The sequence below is a fragment of the Alkalimonas delamerensis genome, from assembly GCF_030717955.1.
Lineage (GTDB): Bacteria > Pseudomonadota > Gammaproteobacteria > Enterobacterales > Alteromonadaceae > Alkalimonas > Alkalimonas delamerensis.
Genome location: NZ_JAUZVY010000001.1, coordinates 862,033 through 882,924, shown reverse-complemented (window position 1 = coordinate 882,924; position 20,892 = coordinate 862,033). Strand labels below are relative to the sequence as shown.

The window sequence follows — 20,892 nt, the reverse complement described above, 5'->3', positions numbered from 1 at the left end:
CCCTATTTGCCGGCAGAATAGTCCCGGATGGTTGTCAGCAAGGGCGCAATGGCATAGAGTAAGTGCCTCAAAAATAAAATTTTCCCGGAGCCCAATGATGTTGGAGTGGCTTAAACAATTCTCACAACAGCGGCGCAGCTGGCTGCTGTTGCTGCTGACCGCCAGCGGCCTGCAATTGACTGCCTTGTATTTTCAATATGGCATGGGGCTGGAGCCGTGCATGCAGTGCGTCTACATCCGGGCTGCGGTTGCCGGCATTATGCTGGCTGCATTGCTTGGCTTGCTGGCTCCGGGTAGCTTGTTGCTTCGATTGAGTGCCACCCTGGGCTGGTTGGCCGCTGCAGGCTATGGTTGGCTGGAGGCACGAAAACTGAGCGACATTGAGCAACTGATTGCTGAAGGCGGTTTTTACAGTTGCGCGCTTTTTGCCGATTTCCCCGACTGGTTACCACTGCACGAGTGGTTACCGGCATTGTTCGATCCGATCGGGCCCTGTGGTGCCATTGACTGGCAGTTTGCCGGCGCCAGTATGGCCGACTGGATGCGGTGGATTTTTATCGCTTATGGTCTGGTGGCCTTGCTGGTACTGGCCTGCCAATGGGTTCGGATTAACCCGAACCCATACAAAGGCTGATTACTCAACAATCGCCAGCAATTCCACATCAAACACCAAGGCGCTGAATGGTGGAATAGCGTGGCCCGCGCCGCGCTCACCATAGGCCAGCTCATGCGGGATGTACAGGCGGTACTTGGCACCGACCGGCATCATTTGCAGCGCTTCGGTCCAGCCGGCAATCACGCCGGATACCGGAAACTCCGCTGGCTCGCCACGTTGATAGGAACTGTCGAACACAGTGCCATCAATCAGGGTACCGTGGTAGTGGGTGCGTACAGTCGACTCACGCGCAGGCTTGTCGCCCTCGCCCGCGTTCAACACTTCGTACTGCAAACCAGAGGCTGTGACCGACACTTCGGCGCGCTTGGCATTTTCTGCCAGGAAATCTTCCCCGACTTTGGCTGCAACCTCGGCTTTTTCTGCCTGAGCTGCCTGCATCCGCTGGCTGATTTCAGTGAAGGCGGCACGGATCAGCTCATCAGAGACCGCTGGTGTTTCGCCTTGAAAAGCCGCTTTTAAACCAGCAGCCACGGCGTCAATATCCAGGCCGTCAAAAGGGTTGTCGGCCAATTGCTGGCCCATTTGCAAACCAATGCCGTAGCTGGCGTGCTGCTCAAGAGATGTGTATTGTTCTGACATAAAACTCACTTTGTGATTGGCGCTGCATGGTGCAGCAACGAGTGCTTATACTACCGCAAAGTCAGTGCTCTGTCAGGCTTCAGCGGGATCGACCTGCTGCAAATGCTGCCAAAGCTGCTGCACCAGCTGCTGATCGCTGTCGTTCAGCTCGCCTTGGGCAATGGCCTCAGACAGGCTCTGTTCCACCCCAGCCTGAATGTCCTGCGGTGCAAAAGGCGCTGCGGCCACTTCCAGCTTTCCCACCGCCAAATCAAAGTGTCCGCGCAAATAACCGGCAGCAAAGAGCTCATCATCACTTGCCGTCGGGATCATGGCATCCAGATAGTCAGCGACGGCGGCTACGTAGGCTGTTGCATTCATAAGTCGGGTTCTCCCAGTCGATACATCACATAATCGTTGTAGCCGGTCAGCACCGGGATCAAGCCTTGCAACTGCTGATCCAGCGCCGCATCGCCACTGTCACTCAGCAAAGGCCGTCCCTGCAGTTGCTGCAGCTTGGCTTTGGTGGCAATCAGCCAGATATTGTCTCGGCCAATGGCCCGGATCACCGCCGGGGACAATTGCTGATTGCCGCGGCCAAACACATGGCCCTGACCGCCTATCAGGGTGATAATCAGCTTGGTTTCCCTGCCCTGCACCAGCTCAAGCAGCTGAGCAGCCGTCACATCCTTAGCCAGGATGGCACCGTTTTCCACCACATCAACGCCCAGCAAGGTGTTGTCCAGCCCGAGCTCTGCCATCACAGCAGCCACCGTCGAACCAGAGCCCATCACATAACGCACATCCGGCTCCATTTGACTGACCACCCAGGCAACCAGGTCGTCCAGGACCAGCTCTTCGGATTCACGCCCGCCCATTTTCACGCTTTGCACATACTGCAAGGCGGCCGGGATCGACAGCTCGCCAAAACGCCGCGCTTTTACCACACCTTGGCGAAATGCTTGTTCATCAATGTCCATCACATCGGCTTGACGCATCGACACCAACTCGCCCCGCACCAGGCTGGCAACCAGCTTGCCGGCGGCCATTGGGCTGATGGCATAGACACCAGAATGAATTTTACAGCCTGCCGGAATGCCTAAGGCGGTGACCTGCTCAGGTAAGGCCGCGCAGATGTTGCGGGCGGTGCCATCGCCACCTGCGAACAACAGCAGATCAATGCCAGCCTCTACCAGGGCTTTGGCGGCCGCTTCGGTGTCTTCTGCGGTGGTCGGCTCGCTGCGCGGCTGATAGCAGCTCTGATGCTCAAAGCCCAATGCTGCCACCAACTGCTGCCCCATGCTGCCCGTCACCGTTTTGATCACCAGCTTGTCTTTTAGTGGCAACAATTGCTGCAAGGCCGTTTCGCTGCGCTGGTTAGCCAGAGGCTCAGCCCCCAATGCCAACGCTTGCTCGGCCACGCCATCGCTGCCTTTTAAGCCAACACTGCCTCCCAGGCCTGCCAGCGGATTGACAATAAACCCCAAACGAAACATGGCTGATGCACCCTCCTGCCTTGATGGCGCGCATTGTATACCCAAATGACCTCAAGATGCGAGTTTCCCCAGCTTGAGTGCAGCGGCAAAGTGCCCTAAAGTAGCCACAGGTTTTTTCATGATGACGTCGTATGCAACCAGCAGATAACAGCCTTGAACTTCAGCAGGCCTTTAGCCGCCAGCAAGGCGCAGCCAGGGCAACCCCCTACCCCAATTACCAGCAACGCCAGCAGGATTTAGACCGACTGGAACAGGCACTCAAAATCGAGCTGCATCAACTGACAACGGCGCTGTCGGCTGATTTTGGCAAACGAAGCGCTGAAGAAAGCCTGCGAATTGAGTTGCTGCCGGCGCTGCAAAACCTGGCCTATCAGCGCAAACAACTCAAAGGCTGGATGAAGCCCGAAAGGCGCCACACCAGTTGGCTGTTTCAACCAGCCCGTAACCGGGTGCATTACCAGCCCAAGGGCGTGGTCGGTATTGTGGTGCCCTGGAATTACCCGGTTTTTCTCGCCATCAGCCCACTGGTGGCGGCATTAGCAGCCGGCAATAAAGTGATGCTGAAACTGTCGGAAGACACCCCGGCAACCAATCGCTGTCTGCGCCAACTGCTGAACAAGGCATTTCCGGCCGAACAAGTGGCCGTGTTTGATGGCGATGCTGCCCAAGCGGCCGCCTTTGCCGCTTTGCCATTTGATCACCTGCTCTTTACCGGCTCCACTGCCGTTGGCCGCAAGGTGATGCAGGCCGCTGCTGCCAACCTCACTCCGGTTACGCTGGAGCTTGGCGGCAAGTCGCCGGCCATCGTAGCAAAGGACGCCAAACTGACCGTCAGTGCAGAGCGGCTGGTGTTTGGTAAGTGTGCCAATGCCGGCCAAACCTGTGTCGCGCCAGACTACCTGTGGGTGGCAGAGCCGGTGCTGGAGCCACTGTTGGCTGAGCTGCAAGCAGCCTTTCGCCGACTTTACCCAGCCGAGCGGCTGGAACACGACTACAGCTGGCTTTGTACCGAGCGTCAGCGCCAGCGAATGCGCAGCTTGCTGCAACAAGCCGAGCAAGCCGGGGCGACCATCATCAGCTGCGGTGAAGCGTCCTGGCAGCACTATCTAGCCGAGCAGGACGACGATCAAACGCTGGACAAACAGCAGCAAAGAAACCCGCGGCTATTGCCACTGCAGTTGGTGCTCAACCTGCCGGAGTCGAACCCACTGCTGCAGGAAGAGATTTTTGGTCCCATCCTGCCCATCCGCAGTTACCAGCAGATAGAGCATGTGTTTGCCTGGTTGCAACAGCAACCCCGCCCACTGGCGCTGTACCTGTTCAGCCAGGATGCCAAACTGCAGCAACAGGTCCTGTTGCACAGCCACTCCGGTGGCGTCGGCTTCAATGATTGTCTGATGCAGGTGGCGCAGGACGACCTGCCCTTTGGCGGCATCGGCGCATCCGGCATCGGAGCTTACCATGGTAAGGAGGGGTTTCTGACCTTTAGTCATGCCAAAGCCGTCCATGCCAAAGGCTGGTGGCATCCGGGCAAACTGATTTACCCGCCTTATACCCATCAGTGGCTCAATAAAGCGTTACGTTGGTTGCTGCGCTAATTTGCTATTTCGCAGCGGCTGCACTTTACTAACACTAAGAACCTCGCACGGCCAAACTGAAGGAACCGTTATGCGCAAACCATTGATTGCCGTTTGCTTAAGTTGTGCTGCTTTTTCTGTTCAGGCCAACTGGAGCCTGGAACTAGCAGTCACCAACAATTACCTGTTCAACGGTGTCAGTCAAACCGATAAAAAGCCGGCGTTTCAACCGGGCTTAGTCTGGGAAGCCGGCAATGGCTTTTACGCTGGTCTTTGGGGCTCGAATGTGGATTTTGGCGAAGGCACCAAAGTTGAAGCCGATGGTTACCTAGGGTATTTCCATCAGTTCCGGGACTTTGGCCTGGATGTTGGTTTAGCGCAATACACCTATCATGGCCGCAGTCACAGCTCAGAGCTCAACTTCAGGGAGCTCTACCTGACCTTGCACCGGCACCATTACGAGTTATCCTTCTGGTACAGCGATGACTACTTTGGTTTTGGTGGCGGCCATCTGGTGGTCAAGCTGGCCCGCAGCTTTGCTTTAAGCCCTGGCTGGACCTTGCAAGCCGGGCTGGATCGTTCCCACTCCTTTGATAAAGCAAGCTACGATTGGGAAGGCAAGTCGGGTTTCTTTCATGCCGAATTGGTCCTGAGCACCGATCTGGCCGGCTTTATTATCAGCGCCGGCCTGCACACCACCACCTTGAAAGAGCGCTGGGGCGATGATGCGCTGGTATTAACGGTCAGTCGCACTTTCTGAAACAGGCGGGTGCACCTGAGCTGGCAAGCAAAGCGCCAGCAGCATGGCAAGCAGCGCTGTGGCTGCTGCCACCACAAAGGTCTGCGTCGCTCCCAAGCCATCCTGCCATAAAATGCCAGCCGCATAGGCGCCAACGGCACCGCCGCCCCCGAAGATGAAACCGGCATAGAGCGCCTGGCCACGGCTGCGCAGCGCCTTGGGAAAATAGTGCTGCACAAACTGCATGGCGCAACTGTGGGCAATGGCAAAGCTACCGGCATGCAGCAGCATGCTGATGGCCAGCCAGAGCGGAGAGTGAGCCAAAAAAGCCAGCATCAACCAGCGCACCGCCGTGAAGCCGTAACAGCAACCCAGCACCAACCGGTAACTGCGCCGTTTTAACAGGCTGCCCATCCAGAAAAAAGCCACGATTTCAGCCAGTACCGCCAGGCTGATAAAAAGCCCGGTTTCTATGCCGCTGTATCCCAGATCCCGGGCATACAGGGTAAAAAAAGCATAAAAAGGCGCAAAGCTCATTTGCAAAATAAAAGCGGCACCCATAAAGCACCAGAGCACCGGTTGGCGCAGCAAGGGGCCAAACCCCTGACTGCGCTCTTCAGGTTGGCTGGCAATGGCGATGTTGGGCAGTAAAAACAAGCTGCCAATCAACAGCAGCATCAAAAGTGCAGCCCCATACGGCAAGGACTCCGTACCCAGGCTCTGCAGCAAAACCCCACCCGCCATCACCAGCACGATGTAGCCAAGACTGCCACTGCTGCGGATCCGACTGTAACGGCTGGTGTTGTCGTTTAAAAAATGAAAGGTGGTTACTTCCAGCTGGGGCAAAATCGCCGTCCAGAAGAAGCTGAAACTGGCAAAGCCCAGCAACAAGAGCCAGAAGCCCTGATCAAAGAAGCTGAAGATCCAGCCCAGCAAAGCCAGCACGGCTCCCAGTCGCATAATACGTAATGGTTGGCCCTGACGCTCGGCCACAAGAGCCCACAAACTGGGGCCGACGATGCGGGTCGCAGTGACCAGCGCCAGCAAAACGCCAATGTCGTAGGAGCTAAGCCCTCGCCCATCCAGAAAGAGACCCAGGTACGGGATGAAGATCCCCAACACCCCGTAATAGGCAAAATAGGCCAGTACCAAAGCAGGCACCGCCGATGGTGCTTTTAGAGCGATCATTCGTCCTGCAGACGGGCGATATCCGGCGTGGTGCAAACCACATCAGCATTCTGAGCCCGATGGCGCAGCAGATGATCCATCAGCACAATGGCCAGCATGGCTTCTGCAATGGGCACAGCGCGTATGCCGACACAGGGATCGTGCCGGCCTTTGGTCAGCATGTCGACTGGCTCGCCCTGCAGATTGATGCTTTTGCCCGGAATGCTGATACTGGACGTGGGCTTGAGCGCAATACTGACCCGAATGTCCTGACCGCTGCTGATCCCACCCAGAACGCCACCGGCGTGATTGGCACTGAACCCTGCTGGAGTCAGCTCATCACGATGGGTCGAGCCTTGTTGTTCTACTACGGCAAAGCCGTCGCCAATTTCGACCGCTTTGACGGCATTAATGCTCATCATGGCATGGGCGATATCGGCATCCAGCCGATCGAATACCGGCTCGCCCAAACCAACCGGTACCTTGCTGGCGACCACATTGACCCGGGCACCGACTGAATCGCCAGCCTTTTTCAACTCACGCATGTAGCTATCCAGCGCCTCAAGCTTGGATGGATCCGGGCAAAAGAACGGATTTTGATCCACTTGATCCCACTGCACCTGCTCCACGGCCACCGGACCAAGCTGCGCCAGATAGCCTCGAATTTCAACACCAAACTTTTCCCGCAGGTATTTCTTGGCAATAGCACCTGCGGCCACCCGGATTGCTGTCTCCCGTGCCGATGAGCGGCCGCCCCCCCGATAATCACGAATACCAAATTTATGCCAATAGGTGTAGTCGGCATGCCCCGGGCGAAACACCTCTTTGATTTTGGAGTAGTCCTGCGAGCGCTGATCGGTATTCTCAATCAACAGACCGATGGAGCAGCCGGTACTGATGCCTTCAAACACACCGGATAAAATTTTCACCTCATCCGCTTCGCGTCGCGCTGTGGTGTAGCGTGAGGTCCCCGGCTTTCGACGGTCTAACTCCAGCTGCAATTCTTCAGCCGTGATCGTAAGGCCCGGCGGACAGCCATCGACAATGCCGCCAATGGCGGGTCCATGACTTTCACCAAAAGTGGTGACCCGAAATAATTGCCCGATGCTGTTGCCCGCCATTTACCATTCCTCCAGTTGCTGCTGACAGCGCAGCAATTCTGCTTTATCAATCGAAAATACCCCAATACCACCCTGCTCAAAAGTCAGCCAGTTTAGGCCAACGTCAGGCAGTTGCTGCTGCAAGGCCACCATGCTGTTGCCCACCTCACAAATCAGCACCCCGTCATCGGTTAAGTGCCGGGCTGCTTCGGCTAGGATACGACGTGTCAGCGCCAGCCCATCCGCTCCAGATGCCAGCCCAAGCTCCGGCTCGTGTAAAAACTCCGATGGCAAATCAGCCATGTCTTCTGCATCGACATACGGCGGGTTGGTAACAATCAGATCGTACTGCTGACCCGCCAGGCCATCGAAACCATCCGACAGCAGTGGAAAGACCCGGTGCTCCAGCCGGTGCTGCGCAATATTGTATTCAGCCACCGCCAAGGCATCCGGACTGATGTCCGCAGCATCCACCTCGGCTTCGGCAAATTGATAGGCGCAAGCAATGGCAATGCAGCCAGAGCCGGTACACAAGTCCAGGATCCGACCAGGCTCACGCCCTTTAAGTTGCTGCTGAAAGCTTTGCCCAATCAGCTCCGCTATCGGAGAGCGTGGGACCAGAACCCGCTCATCCACGTAAAATGGCAAGCCGGCAAAATAGGCTTGCTGCGTTAGGTAGGCGGCAGGGATGCGCTGCTCGATACGCTGCTGCAACAAGGCCAGAAAATCCTCGCGCTCACGCACCGTCAACCGGGCCGGAAACAAGCGTTCATCGGTCATGGGCGGCAGCGCCAGCACTGCAGACATCAGACTGGCAGCTTCATCCCAGGGGTTATCGGTACCATGACCCAGATACACATCGCCCTGGTTCATTTTACTGACAGCAAAGCGCAGCCAGTCTTGTACCGTATGCAGTTGCTCCAGGGCATCTTGTGCCAGCTCCGGGCTGAACAAAGGCTGTTCAGCAGGCTGATTGGGGTCTGTGATCATAGTTATCCAGATTTAGCAGTGGCAGGCAACACGACTGATTTGTGTTGCCCGACTCGTTTGATTACACTTGCACCATGCCGAAAAAAACCGAAATAAGCCCGGAAGACAGCCAGTTGTTTCGCGACATCGTCGCCGATGCATCGCCGATGGTGCAGGACAAAAAGTGGCATCATTCTACTCCGGTTGCAGCAAAAACTAAAGCAAAAGCCCGGCCAGAGACCGAGCAGCAAGCGCTGTTCTATTTTTCCGACCAATACGAAGGCTATGTCTGCAATGAAGGTGCGCAGAGCTTTGTGGCCGATGGTGAGGATCCGCTGCTGGCCAGAGCATTAAAACGGGGCCAAATCCAACCTCAGGTCACGCTGGATCTGCATGGCATGACCCAACAGCAAGCCAAGCTGGAATTGGCCGCCCTGTTGCATTGGTGTCAGCAGCAACAGCTGCACTGCGCCTGCATTGTGCATGGCAAAGGATTGGGCATCCTGGCCCGTAAAGTGCCCAACTGGCTGATCCAACACCCCAATGTACGGGCCTTTCACAGTGCTCCGCGCAGCTGGGGACGCGATGGCGCCTTGCTGGTGTTGCTGCGGCTGCCGAAAGGGGCTGTGGCCGATATACCCAAGTGACCTCAAAATGCAGGCTTCAGCGGGAGATAAAAGCGCTTTAGGCAAGGCAGTTGTTGGAAGCTTTGGTGGTTCCAAATCGACAACAGCTAACGCCGCATAAAGCGCTTTTAGCCCCGCCCTGCGGGAGCCTCTGGGCGCTTCCACTGCGGTGTTACCCTGGCTAGCAAGGTGGTCGACATTGCGTCGCCAGTGTGCCTTGCATTGAAAGCGGGTATATGGATATACCGTTTCGCGAACCTGAGGATGGAAAGCGCCCAGAGGCTCTGAAACTCGCATCTTGAGGTCACTTGGGTATAGAGATAGCAATCCGCTATCAGACTAAACCGACAGCAAATTCAACTCAGACGGCGACATGGACTCCAACAAGTCACCACTGTTGCGAGGCTGATACTGCAAACAAGCCATGCCGGCAGTGCTAAAGACCGGACATTGACCGGCATGGCTAAAGCCTTGCACCAAAAAACTGACCAGTGGCATGTGGGATACCAACAAAATACGCTGCTCAGGAGCAGTCGACCAAAGCGCATCCAGATAGAGTTGCACCTGCAATGGGTCGCCATCGGGAACCAGATCGCTGAGCAGACCGAGCTGACAACTGGCTGGTTGCTTCATCACCATCAACTCTGCCGTTTGGCGAGCCCGGGTGTAAGGGCTGCACAGCACCCGATCAAAAGCCGGGTAGTGCTGCTGCAGCCAGCTGGCCATTTGAGTCACCTCAGACCGGCCTTTGGCAGTGAGTTGCCGCATGGCATCAGTGCTTTGCAAGGCTTCAGCTTCACCATGACGCATGATTACTAAATTGACCATTTACTGCTACCTACTGCTGTTTTTACATCAGGCGAAAAATTGTGCGCTATGATAATGAAAGTTTCGTACCGCTGTAACTGTTATTAAGGCATAAACTTACGCTATGCTATTCCTTAAAGGTATGAAAAAACATCGATAAGCCAGTTGTATCCCCAACCCAGCAGGCCGACCATTGAAAAAAATTGAAATAAAGCAAAGCCCTAACGATCCGAAGCAGTACCATTACCTGACTCTGGAGAATGGCCTGGCGGTGCTGTTGATCCAGCAAGCGGATGCAGAAAAAAGTGCCGCTGCCCTCTGTGTTCGGGCTGGGCACTTTGATGATCCGAACGACAGGCAGGGCCTGGCACACTTTACCGAACACATGCTGTTTCTTGGCAGCCAACATTACCCGGTTGCCGGAAGCTTTGGTAACTTTGCCAGCCATCATGGTGGCAGCAGCAACGCTTGGACCGGCACCGAGTACAGCACCTACTTTTTCGATTGCGACAATAACCACTTTGCCGAGGGGTTGCACCGCTTTGCCGATATGTTCAGCCACCCCTTGTTTGCCGATGGGTACATCGAGAAAGAGCGCCAGGCGATAGAAGCCGAATTTACCCTGAAGTTAAAAGACGACGGCCGTCGCATTTATCAGGTGCATAAAGAAACCGTCAATCCAGCCCATCCCTTTGCCAAGTTTTCTGTTGGCAACCTGCAAACCCTGGCCGATACCCCTGAGCAAAGTTTGCGCGAAGCCTTGCTGACATTTTATCAGCGTTTTTATGTTGCCAACCAAATGACCCTGGTGCTGGTCAGCCCTGCAGCCGTCGAACAACAGCAGCAATGGGTTGAGCAGTACTTCACTGAATTAACAGCCGGGGATCCCAAACGGGACTGGTTGCAGCAACCGCTTTATTTACCCGAGCAGCTGGGGTTGGATCTGCTGATTGAGCCACACAAAGAAATGCACAAGTTGGTGGTCACCTTCGCATTACCTTGCATTCAGCATTGGTACCCGTACAAACTGATCAGTTTCATTGCCCATTTACTGGGCGATGAAGGCCCCGGCTCTTTGCACACAGCGTTAAAAAGTAACGGCTGGATCAATCAGCTAAGCGCCGGAGGTGGGGTGGATGGCAGCAACTTTAAAGACTTTAGCATCTCTTGCGAGCTGACCTTGCTGGGCATGAGCGTCATTGATGACATTACCGCGGTCATTTTTAATTACCTGGCCATGCTGCAGACTGCTTCCTTTCCAGGAACCTTGTATCAGGAGCGTCAGCAGTTGCTGCACTGGTCCTTCCTGTATCAAGAACCCAGCACCCCGGAACAAACCGCCACCGAGCTGGCCGTTAATATGCATCACTACCCAACCGAAGATGTGGTCTTTGGCGATTACCGGATGGAGACGCCCCCTGAATCACTCTACCGTCAGGTTCTGAGCTACTTCCGCCCCGACAACATGCGACGGATGCTGATTGCGCCCGGACTGGAGACCAGTCAGCAAGCACGTTGGTATGACACTCCGTATCAGGTGCAGCCATTGCCAGTTGGGCTGCAACAGGCATTGAGTCAAGCCAGACCCACCTCAGACTTGCAACTCCCAACGCCCAACCCCTATCTGGTGTCTGAACTCAGACTATTGCCACCGAACGCAACCCAACCGCGGCCACTACGCATTCATCAGAGCGATGCCCTAACCCTCTGGTTTAAAGCCGATGCAGATTTCCATACCCCAAAAGGCCATATTTATCTGCAACTGAGTCTGCCACATAGTACGGCAAGCTGCTGGCACCTGGCAGCCACCCGCCTATGGGTAGAACTGCTCAATGACGAGATCCAGCAAGTTTTTTACCCGGCAACCACCGCCGGGCTCGGTTACAGCGCCCATGTACAAAAACAGGGGATCAGTCTGCACAGCTATGGACTCAGCCACAACCAAATTCAGCTGCTGATGGATGTGCTTAATCACATCCGTCATTTCCAAATTCAACCAGAGCGCTTTACCGAACTGAAACAGCAATTAATGCGCCACTGGCGCGACAGCCATAAAAACAAGCCCGTGGCCAGTTTATTTAGCCAGCTCTCTGCCGTGATGCACCCACACAACCCAGGCGTTGATCAGCTGCTGCATCAGCTGTCGACCATGACAACAGAAAGCTTCGGGCATTTTAACCAACAATTGCTGCAGCAGCTCCATGTCGAAGCTTTTATGACCGGCAATTGGCAGCAACAGGACGCCACCGAGTTGCAACAGCAACTGTTAGGCTGGCTGGCGAACGTTGAGACCTGTCCGGTGACGAGAGACCCCGAACGCTCCATTCAAGGCCAGGGCCCTGTCTGGCTGACCGTTGCAGTCGAGCACCCCGATCATGCACTGGTGATTTACTTACCGGCTCAAGACAAGTCTCCCAAGCAAATGGCTCTTTTTATGCTCGCCAATCACCTGCTGGCACCCCGTTACTTTCATCAGCTTCGCACAGAGCAGCAGTTGGGCTACCTGGTAGGAACAGGCTATGTGCCAGTGAACACCCTGCCAGGTCTGGCCTTTTACATTCAATCCCCGCACAGCAACTGCCAGCAACTGTATCAGGCAACTCTAGCGTTTTACCGGGACTTTCTGGCATCTTTGGAAGCCTTGTCGCCACTTGAGTTTGCTGAGTTAAAGCAGGGGCTATTGCAACAACTGAATGAAAACGATACCAGCTTAAGCAGTAGAGCCAAGCGACTCTGGCTGGCCATTGGTCAGCAGGATGAAACCTTTAATTTGACAGAGCGTATCCGTACCGCTTTGGAAACGCTCAATCTGGAGAGCTTTATCCACTTTTTCTACCAGTTGTTGTCACCGGATTACGATGCGCTATTTCTGGCCACCGATAGCCAGCCTAGCCACAGTCATCTGCGTTTTATGTCGGCAGCTGAGTTTATTTCAGAACTGGAAACAAACTGATACGATTTGTTTTTGACAGCTTGGCGCAACTTCTATAAGTTAACGGTACCTCAACCGTAGCCAACTGAACGAATGCGCGCTGGCATTAGCACAACAATAACAACAAGCTGCCCGCTTATCCTGCTGCTACCTGCCCCTGCCCTTGCAGTGAACTGGGAAGGGGTTCAGCCTTATTTACTAAGCATCGTACTGCTGCTGTCCTTTGGCGCCCTGCTGCTTGCTCATCTTAGTATTGTGAAAATGCGCCGCTACCAGCGTCGACTTGAACACAGTGAGGAACGACTCCGACTGTCGCTATGGGGCAGTGGCGATGAGCTTTGGGACTGGAACATTGAAGAAGGAACCTTGTACCGCTCAAGCTCCTGGCAGACACCGGTAGAACTGGCTCCCAATACTCAGGACATCCCACCCAACCGCCAGCAAATCCACCCTCAGGATCTGGATCGTGTCAGTGATGCCTTAAGCGAACACCTTGCTGGCAAGACGCCTTATTTTGAAGCCACCTACCGGATACAATCCAGTGCCAATGAATGGGTCTGGGTGCTGGACCGGGGGAAAGTGGTCAGCTACAACAGTCAGCAGCAAGCCAGCCGAATGACAGGAACCCTGAAAAATATTCACCACATTAAGCTGGCAGAAGAGCGGCTGCAGCTCTTTGCACAGTGCCTGGAAAATATCTCCGATGCGGTGGTGATTTGCGATAATAACTTCCGCATCCTGGAAGTAAACCCAGCTTTTAGCCGCATCACCAGCAAAAGCCGGGCCGACGTTTTGCATCTGCCCTTCGAGCTTTCTCTTTACCCGAACCGCTTTCTGCGCGATATCCGGCAAAAGCTGGTAACCACAGGCACCTGGTCCGGCGAGGTGGAGGAGCAACGCAGCGATGGTCAAACCTACTATGCGGAATTAAATTTTAATGTTGTCCGGGATGAGCGCGGTGAGATCCAACAGTATGTTGCGGTATTCTCCGACATTACCGAGCGAAAGAATCGCGAAAAAGAGCTTAGCCGACTGGCCAACAGCGATACCTTAACCGGCTTGCCCAACAGAGCCCTGTTTCTCAGTCAGCTCAGCCAGTTAGTGAAGCAGCAAAAACGCCACTCATTGCTGATGTTTGATTTGGATAACTTCAAAAAAATCAATGATTCATTGGGCCATCAGTTGGGTGATGGCTTATTAATTAAACTGACCGAACGTTTAAGTCTGTTTCCCCGCAGCAAAGGCCAATTGTACCGTTTAGGTGGTGATGAGTTTGCTATTTTACTGGAAAATACCAACGATATTCATACCATTACCAGTCTGGCTAAAGAGCTTATCAAGCAAATTAATCTGCCATTTTTTATTCATCAACATGAGCTGGTGATCAGCTGCAGCATTGGCATTGTGCTCTACCCGGAAGATGGCCAGGATCCACAAAGCTTACTGCGAAACGCCGATACCGCCATGTACCATGCGAAAAATGAAGGCGGTAATCGCTACCTGTTTTTTAATGACAGCATGAACAAGCAGGCCGTCAAACGACTGCAGATCGAAAACCTGATCCGTCATGGCTTAAAAGAAGACTTCTTCACTGTCTACTACCAACCTAAAATGGACATCCACTCCGGCAAACTGCTCGGCATGGAAGCTCTGGTGCGCTTTATCACACCCAAGCGCGGCATCATCAGTCCGGCCACCTTTATTCCGGTGGCTGAGGAAACCGGCCAAATTGTTGAAATTGGTGCCGTGGTGTTGCGCAAAGCCTGTCAGCAGGTGAAGGCCTGGATAGATCAAGAATTATTTCATGGCCGGGTGGCTGTCAACCTCTCCGCCAAGCAATTTATGCTGCCTTTTTTGTGCGAGCAAATCGATGATGTGTTGCAACAAACCGAACTGCCCTCTTACCATCTGGAGCTTGAAATTACCGAGGGTACTGTCATGCAGTCACCCACCATGGCGATTGATACCATGAAGAAGCTGCGGGCGCGCGGCATTCACCTGGCCATGGATGACTTTGGAACAGGCTATTCCTCGCTGGCGTATTTAAAACAGTTTCCACTCAACACTCTGAAAATTGATAAGGCGTTTGTAGATGATATGGGCACAGCCCGGGGCAGGAATATGGTCGATACCATCGTCACCATCGCCCACAATTTAAGCTTAACGGTGGTCGCTGAAGGAGTGGAGGTGAAACAACAATTGGATATGCTGAAGCAGCTTCGCTGCGAAGTCATTCAGGGGTATTATTACAGCAAGCCACTGTCTGCAGACGATTTTACCCAGTTTTTAAGGCAACAAAAAACACAGGACACCAGCTCAAAGGTGACAGCCCTGACATCCGCCAGCAGCGTAAACTAATGGCCTGGCTGCTCGCACAGCCAGGCTAAACAGCAGAACAAACTCAGTCGCTATCTGCCTCTACGTAGCTAAAATCATCACTGCTATCGGCGATGCGCTTTTTACCGAACACGGTGTGAAACTTACGTTTTTCCTGCACCCGCTGTTTGTATTTCAGCCAGGTTTTCTCCACTGCCGAGGCAGCCTCAGCTTCACCTTTGCAAACCATTACAAAGTGATGCTCTTCATCGGTTTGAGGAGTGCGACTGCCCTGCTCCAGCTCTTGCAACGCAATACCGTGCTTTTCCAGCAAATTGCCCTCAGCCAGGGTAAAACGTCCGGAGCGGGTAAACCCTTTCGGGAAATTCCGATCATCGAAAAAGCGACGTGTAGCGACAAAACTTTGCTGCATCACTTTTTTCCTCTTTTGCTCATCATGACAATGCGTTAGTGGGTATACAAAGCAAGTCGCGATTGGGATCACAATCCGCTTGCCCTGCGCAACTGTGCGGAGTATGGTGAACAAAATCGCCCTCGTAAAACAAAAGTTTTTTATCGTGAAGATAAAAATTTCTAAGGGAACACGGTGGATACTGAGTTACTCAAAACTTTTTTAGAAGTGCAGCGCACCCGACACTTTGGCAAAGCAGCTGAAAACCTCTTTTTGACTCAGTCTGCTGTTAGTTTTCGCATCCGCCAGCTTGAGCAGCACTTGGGCGTGACCCTTTTTAGCCGGCACCGCAACAATATTCAGCTCACCACGGCAGGAGAGCGTTTGCTGCCGCATGCTGAAAGCATGATGCTGACCTTGCAGCGAGCCCGCCAGGATGTTGCCGTGCCAGCCGACCACCAGCAACTGGTGATCGCTGCCACCGCAACCTTGTGGGATAGCTACCTGATGCTTGCCTTTCTGAGTATGCAGCAACAGCTGCCCAACATCAGCTGGCGTGCTGAGAGTCTGGAGCGGGAGTCCATTATTCGAGGGCTTTCCGAACGGCAGCTAGACCTGGCCATTTTGTTCGATCCCCCCAACAGCGATGACTTGTTGGTTACCCATCTAACCGAGCTGCAGTTAGTTCCGGTTATCCACGCCGATAGCCCGGCTACCAAAGAAGCCCTGCAAGCCAATTATATCCTGATGGACTGGGGAACCGCTTTTCAGATGAAACAAGCAGGTATTGTGCATGAAGATACCCGGGTCACAGTGCGGACCAACCACGCTGGTATTGCATTGGCATCGGTGCTGCAACAACGCGGAGCAGCTTACTTGCCAAAAAGCATGATTCAGGGGCACCTGGAGTCAGGAAGATTACGGCAAATCGATACCATGCCAGTGTTGCGGCGAAGTTTATCCGCCGCTTACCTCAAGCAGGCTGAAGAAAATGAAGGGGTACAGCTGGTTTTAACCCAATTGCAGCAGCTTATGGCCTGAACAGGCGGCTGCTTTGGCCTCTTGCTTTTAACAACACCAAACGTTTATGGCTGGTAAAAAGAGGAAGCAACAAAGGACCTAGCGCAAGCGCAGCCATCGCCCAACGCCAGGCTGACATACCCGCCCGCAGAGCAGCAATGTAAATGGAGATCGCAGTACAGATAAAAACAACTGGCAACAACAACAACGTAAGGCTCCTACCGGTCTCAATGGTGTTATTTTACCAAAGGAATCGCGGTCGTGTTGTTAAAAGCGCGACAATTTACCGTAGCTCTTGTTCACAATAACCAGAGCCAAGCCTTTGGTAGACCCAGGCATTATCCCCACTTGCCAGCACCACCTCAAATCGGCAGTAACGCACGCCCAGACGTTCGTAGCGGTCAACGCGCTGCATTTGTGTTGCTGTGAGTGTTATCAGGTAGCCAGCAACAACGCCATCAACTTGAGGGACTATGGTTAAACCACTTTTCTGATACCCCTCAAGCTGTGCGGGCACAGCTTCAATCTGAGCCCCCACTACCAACCGCCGAATCAGTGGTTGTTTCAAGGTTCCATAAACAAAAACCTGGTAATGACTTTGTTGATAGCTCAGAGATAATGGCGACTCAAATCGCCACCAACTCATTAGCTGCCATAGCAAAAGCAGCATAGCGATTGCTGATGCAGCAACAAAGGGCCTGGTTTTAAGTAATGGTGGTTTAATCATACCAAAGCATAAAAGAGACAGTCTCTGTCTGAACGGAGCGTTCGTGCCCTCCACTCAGTTCAGGCACGAACTCCAAAGTAAAGACTCAACACACTTTAGGACGGGTAAAAGGTTTTTCCCTCTGCCGCCATCTGTTGCAGCAATTCGCAAGGCGCAAAACGACTGCCAAACTGCGCTTCGTAGCCTTGCAGCATCTCAACCAGTTTGGCCGCCCCCAGGCTATCCATGTAGCGGAAAGGCCCGCCCAAAAAAGGCGGGAAGCCAATGCCAAAAATAGCACCAATATCGCCATCACGGGCCGAAGCAATGACCCCTTCTTCCAGACAACGGGCCGCTTCGTTCAGCATTTGCACCGTGGTGCGTTGCACCAGCTCGTTTGAGTTCAGCTTCGGGCTTGGCGTAATTCCAAGCACGGTGTACACACTGGCATCAACTGGCTTCTTGCCTTTGCCTTTGCCGCTGTACAGATAAAAGCCTTTGCCGACCTTTTTACCTTTGCGGCCATCGGCCAACAGCTTATCAAAGGCAGCCGGCGCAGCAAAACGCTCACCCAACTCGCTTTGCAAGATAGGACCTATCTTCGCCCCCACATCAATACCCACTTCGTCGAGTAGGGTAATAGGACCAACCGGGAAGCCAAACTTAACCAGAGCTTTGTCCAGTTTTTCAACGGGTTCGCCTTGCAACAACAACTGAGCCGCCTCATTCATGTAGAGCGCCAGTATGCGGTTGACATAAAAACCCGCACCGTCTTTGACCACAATCGGGGTTTTGCCTTGCTTGCGGGCAAAAGCCACCGTGGTCGCAATGGTTTCGGCCGAGGTACCGGCATGAGCAATGACTTCCACCAGCGGCATTTTGTCGACCGGAGAGAAATAATGCAGACCAATCACATTTTCCGGCCGCTTGGCTTTGGCTGCGATCTGGCCAATCGGCAAAGAGCTGGTGTTGCTGGCAAAAATGGTGTCGGCTTTGCAATGCTTTTCAATGTCGGCCACCATTTTCTGCTTTAACTCCAGATCTTCGAACACGGCTTCAACCACCAGATCAACATCGCTAAAGCCACTGTAATCGGTGGTGCCCGTCATCAGTGCCATTTGCTTTTGCAGCTCGGTTTTGCGCATAAAGCGGCGTTTTACTTTTTTATCCAGCAACTGGTAGCCGTAGGCCAGGGCATGGGCAATGCCCTGCTGCTGAATGTCTTTGATCCGAACCGGCAAGCCAGCTTTGGTTGCGGTGACACTGGCAATGCCACCACCCATTAAACCGCCGCCCAACACCGCTGTTTTGCGAAGTGTGCGAGGTTTGGCATCGCCGGCACCACTTTCTTTCTTCATCTCTGTGGTGGCAAAAAACAGTGAGCGCAATGCTTTGGATTCAGGCGTCATGCAGAGCTCACCAAAGGCTTTGGCTTCAGCGGCCAGCCCCTGTTGCATGCCCTTATCAATACCGGTACGAATCACCTGCAAAATTTTAAGCGGCGCCGGGTAATTGCCATGGGTTTTGGCCAGGGTTTGCTTGCGCGCCTGATCAAACACAATGCCACGGCCCGGGGCGGTTTTTTCCAGCAATTTCCCCACCAGATTCAGCTTGGGTTGCTGCGCCGGCTTTTTGCCGGACAGTGCCAGCTTGACAGCAGCATCCAGCAAAATGCTGTTGGGCACCATCGCATCGGCCAAGCCGGCTTTTAAGGCTTGCTTCGCCCGCAGCTGCTTACCAGTCAGCATCATGTCCAATGCTTTTTGCAAACCAACCAAACGGGGCAAACGTTGGGTGCCACCACTGCCGGGTAAAAGCCCAAGCTGCACTTCCGGCAAGCCCAACACGGTTTTGCCGTCATCGCTGACCACCCGCTGATGACACGCCATCGCCAGCTCCAGACCGCCGCCCAGACAAGGACCATGAATGGCTGCGACCACTGGCACGGACAGCTGCTCAATTTCAGCAAAAACCTCCTGCCCTAGCTTAGCAATGGCTTCGGCTTCTTCGGCGCTGTGACAACCATCCAGCATGCTGATATCAGCACCAGCCACAAAAGAATCTGGCTTGCCGCTGATAAGGACCACGCCTTTGACGCTGCTGCTTTGCTTTAACTCGGCCAGCAAGGTTTTAATTTCATCGGCAAAGGTCGCCTTCAGCACATTCATCCGCTCACCAGGCACATCCATGGTGATCACCGCGATGCCATCATCGCGGTGGTGCAATGCAAAACTGCTGCTGTTTTGTTCGGTCATTAGTCGGTCTCCACAATCATGGCAGCACCCAGGCCACCGGCAGCACAGGCGGTGGTCAGGCCTACCCCACCACCCCGGCGTTTCAGTTCATTTAAGGTTTGCACCAGCAAACGGGTACCGGTGGCGGCGAAAGGATGGCCGTAAGCGAGCGAGCCTCCATTAACATTGAACTTGTCCATATCAATCTCACCAATGGCTTTGTCCAGCCCCAGCTTTTCCTGGGCGAATTTGGTGCTGCCAAACATCTTCATATTGGCCAGTGCCTGAGCAGCAAAGGCTTCGTGCATTTCAATCAGAGTTAGATCGCTCAGCGTCATGCCTGCCCGTTGCAGCGCCACTGGTGTGGCGTAGGACGGCCCCATCAGCATGTCTTCCCAGACATCGATGGCGGTGAAGGCATAGCTGCGAATGTAACCGAGAGGCTCGTAGCCAAGGGCTTTGGCACGGCTTTCGGTCATCATCAGCACGGCGGAAGCACCATCGGTCAAAGGCGTGCTGTTGGCCGCAGTGACGGTACCATGGTTGCGGTCAAACACCGGCCGTAACCGGGCGTAGGACGAGAGCTCAGACTCCATCCGCACATTGTTGTCTTGCTCAAAAAAGGTTTTATGCGGTGGCACATGCGCTACCATGACCTCATTGGCCATCAGACCGGATTGCCAGGCTTTGGCCGCCAGGCTGTGCGAGCGATGCGCCATTTCATCCTGAGCCTCCCGGCTGATGCCGTGGGTTTTGGCCATCTGCTCGGCCGTCTGGCCCATCGAAAGACCTGTGCTGTACTCGGCAACGGCAGGCGGTACCGGCAACAGGTCTTTCAACCCCAGTCGCTTTAAAATACTAAGCTTCTGCCCCAGGGTTTTGGCTTTGTTCATGTCAACCAGAGCACGCCCCAGTTTTTTACTGACCCCTATTGGCAAGACGGAGCTGGAGTCAGCACCACCGGCAATGCCCACCTCAACCATGCCCGACAGCATGCTCTCCGCCACATTGGCTACCGCCTGAAAACTGGTGGCACAGGCCCGGGTGACACTGTAGGCGTCGGTATGCACATTCATGCCGGTGCCCAGCACAATTTCACGGGCAATGTTTGGCGCTTCTGGCATTTGCACCACCTGGCCATAGACGACCTGCTCTACCAAAACCGGATCGATTTCAGAGCGGATCAACAGCTCATTGACCACCATCTTGCCCATATCCAGTGCCGAAACACCATGGAAAGCAGTCGCCTGTTTGGCAAAAGGAGTACGCAAGCCACGCACAATGGCAATGCGATCCCCCTGGCGGGTTGTTAAATCAATTCGCTTGGTCATAGAATTCCTCATGGTATCAGCAACAGGTCAGACCTGATTAATCCCGATTGTAACCAGAGTCGACGAAAATTAAAACACTTGTTTTATACCTAAGTAACTTCAAGATGCGAGTTTCAGAGTCGCTGGGCGCTTTCAATGCAAGGCACACTGGCGACGCAATGTCGACCACCTTGCTAGCCAGAGTAACACCGCAGTGGAAGCGCCCAGCGGCTCCCGAAGGGCGGGG

At 54.0% G+C, this 20,892-nt stretch carries 18 protein-coding genes; 7 read left to right on the top strand and 11 right to left on the bottom strand.

Features of this window, described 5'->3' with window-relative positions:
• Window positions 1–97: 97 nt before the first annotated feature.
• Window positions 98–634 (top strand): disulfide bond formation protein DsbB, encoded by a 537-nt coding sequence (dsbB, locus tag Q3O59_RS04005; protein ID WP_228593050.1) that lies wholly within the window; start codon window positions 98–100, stop codon window positions 632–634.
• Here the strand turns inward: dsbB and bamJ are convergent, their stop codons facing one another.
• From bamJ to Q3O59_RS03990, 3 genes are all read right to left on the bottom strand, one after another.
• Window positions 635–1,255 carry a BamJ family beta-barrel-assembly machinery protein gene (gene bamJ / locus Q3O59_RS04000; protein WP_305944337.1) on the bottom strand — a complete coding sequence of 207 codons (621 nt, stop codon included), beginning with the start codon at window positions 1,253–1,255 and terminating at the stop codon, window positions 635–637.
• 72 nt (window positions 1,256–1,327) lie between these two features.
• A complete protein-coding gene (locus Q3O59_RS03995) occupies window positions 1,328–1,615 on the bottom strand; it encodes a YfcL family protein (protein WP_305944336.1) in 288 nt (95 codons plus the stop codon).
• Complete coding sequence (locus Q3O59_RS03990; protein WP_305944335.1) at window positions 1,612–2,730, bottom strand: ATP-NAD kinase family protein; 1,119 nt, start codon at window positions 2,728–2,730, stop codon at window positions 1,612–1,614. Before Q3O59_RS03990 ends, Q3O59_RS03995 begins: the two co-directional genes overlap by 4 nt.
• Window positions 2,731–2,861: 131 nt before the next feature.
• Between Q3O59_RS03990 and Q3O59_RS03985 the strand changes: the two genes are divergently transcribed.
• Both Q3O59_RS03985 and Q3O59_RS03980 read left to right on the top strand, forming a co-directional pair.
• On the top strand, window positions 2,862–4,328 hold the full coding sequence (locus Q3O59_RS03985) for an aldehyde dehydrogenase family protein (RefSeq protein WP_305944334.1): 1,467 nt from the start codon (window positions 2,862–2,864) through the stop codon (window positions 4,326–4,328).
• A gap of 70 nt (window positions 4,329–4,398) precedes the next feature.
• Window positions 4,399–5,067 carry a TorF family putative porin gene (locus Q3O59_RS03980; protein ID WP_305944333.1) on the top strand — a complete coding sequence of 223 codons (669 nt, stop codon included), beginning with the start codon at window positions 4,399–4,401 and terminating at the stop codon, window positions 5,065–5,067.
• Here the strand turns inward: Q3O59_RS03980 and Q3O59_RS03975 are convergent.
• From Q3O59_RS03975 to prmB, 3 genes are read right to left on the bottom strand one after another with little or no spacing between them, the layout of a single operon-like run.
• Window positions 5,044–6,234, bottom strand: coding sequence for an MFS transporter (locus tag Q3O59_RS03975; RefSeq protein ID WP_305944332.1), 1,191 nt, complete (start codon window positions 6,232–6,234; stop codon window positions 5,044–5,046). The genes Q3O59_RS03980 and Q3O59_RS03975 overlap by 24 nt on opposite strands.
• Complete coding sequence (gene aroC, locus Q3O59_RS03970; protein ID WP_305944331.1) at window positions 6,231–7,334, bottom strand: chorismate synthase; 1,104 nt, start codon at window positions 7,332–7,334, stop codon at window positions 6,231–6,233. The genes Q3O59_RS03975 and aroC overlap by 4 nt, the downstream gene beginning before the upstream one ends.
• Window positions 7,335–8,303 carry a 50S ribosomal protein L3 N(5)-glutamine methyltransferase gene (prmB, locus tag Q3O59_RS03965; protein ID WP_305944330.1) on the bottom strand — a complete coding sequence of 323 codons (969 nt, stop codon included), beginning with the start codon at window positions 8,301–8,303 and terminating at the stop codon, window positions 7,335–7,337.
• A gap of 74 nt (window positions 8,304–8,377) precedes the next feature.
• Here prmB and smrB point away from each other — a divergent pair, with 74 nt between their 5' ends.
• Window positions 8,378–8,929, top strand: a complete 552-nt coding sequence (gene smrB / locus Q3O59_RS03960; protein WP_305944329.1) for an endonuclease SmrB — start codon at window positions 8,378–8,380, stop codon at window positions 8,927–8,929.
• Between the two features lie 318 nt (window positions 8,930–9,247).
• On the opposite strand, the gene sixA is transcribed toward smrB, so the two are convergent.
• Complete coding sequence (gene sixA / locus Q3O59_RS03955; RefSeq protein ID WP_305944328.1) at window positions 9,248–9,736, bottom strand: phosphohistidine phosphatase SixA; 489 nt, start codon at window positions 9,734–9,736, stop codon at window positions 9,248–9,250.
• Window positions 9,737–9,908: 172 nt separating this feature from the next.
• On the opposite strand from sixA, the gene Q3O59_RS03950 reads away from it, so the two are divergent.
• Window positions 9,909–12,668, top strand: coding sequence for an insulinase family protein (locus Q3O59_RS03950; protein WP_305944327.1), 2,760 nt, complete (start codon window positions 9,909–9,911; stop codon window positions 12,666–12,668).
• A 240-nt stretch (window positions 12,669–12,908) separates the two neighbouring features.
• Window positions 12,909–15,005 (top strand): putative bifunctional diguanylate cyclase/phosphodiesterase, encoded by a 2,097-nt coding sequence (locus Q3O59_RS03945; protein WP_305944445.1) that lies wholly within the window; start codon window positions 12,909–12,911, stop codon window positions 15,003–15,005.
• A gap of 43 nt (window positions 15,006–15,048) precedes the next feature.
• Here the strand turns inward: Q3O59_RS03945 and Q3O59_RS03940 are convergent, their stop codons facing one another.
• On the bottom strand, window positions 15,049–15,396 hold the full coding sequence (locus Q3O59_RS03940) for a MaoP family protein (protein ID WP_305944326.1): 348 nt from the start codon (window positions 15,394–15,396) through the stop codon (window positions 15,049–15,051).
• A 174-nt stretch (window positions 15,397–15,570) separates the two neighbouring features.
• Between Q3O59_RS03940 and hdfR the strand changes: the two genes are divergently transcribed.
• Window positions 15,571–16,416, top strand: coding sequence for an HTH-type transcriptional regulator HdfR (gene hdfR, locus Q3O59_RS03935; RefSeq protein ID WP_305944325.1), 846 nt, complete (start codon window positions 15,571–15,573; stop codon window positions 16,414–16,416).
• A 262-nt stretch (window positions 16,417–16,678) separates the two neighbouring features.
• On the opposite strand, the gene Q3O59_RS03930 is transcribed toward hdfR, so the two are convergent.
• The 3 genes from Q3O59_RS03930 to fadI form a co-directional block, all read right to left on the bottom strand.
• Window positions 16,679–17,041, bottom strand: coding sequence for a gamma-glutamylcyclotransferase family protein (locus Q3O59_RS03930; RefSeq protein WP_305944324.1), 363 nt, complete (start codon window positions 17,039–17,041; stop codon window positions 16,679–16,681).
• 176 nt (window positions 17,042–17,217) lie between these two features.
• On the bottom strand, window positions 17,218–19,356 hold the full coding sequence (gene fadJ, locus Q3O59_RS03925; RefSeq protein WP_305944323.1) for a fatty acid oxidation complex subunit alpha FadJ: 2,139 nt from the start codon (window positions 19,354–19,356) through the stop codon (window positions 17,218–17,220).
• Window positions 19,356–20,666 (bottom strand): acetyl-CoA C-acyltransferase FadI, encoded by a 1,311-nt coding sequence (fadI, locus tag Q3O59_RS03920; RefSeq protein WP_305944322.1) that lies wholly within the window; start codon window positions 20,664–20,666, stop codon window positions 19,356–19,358. The genes fadJ and fadI overlap by 1 nt, the downstream gene beginning before the upstream one ends.
• Window positions 20,667–20,892 lie beyond the last annotated feature (226 nt).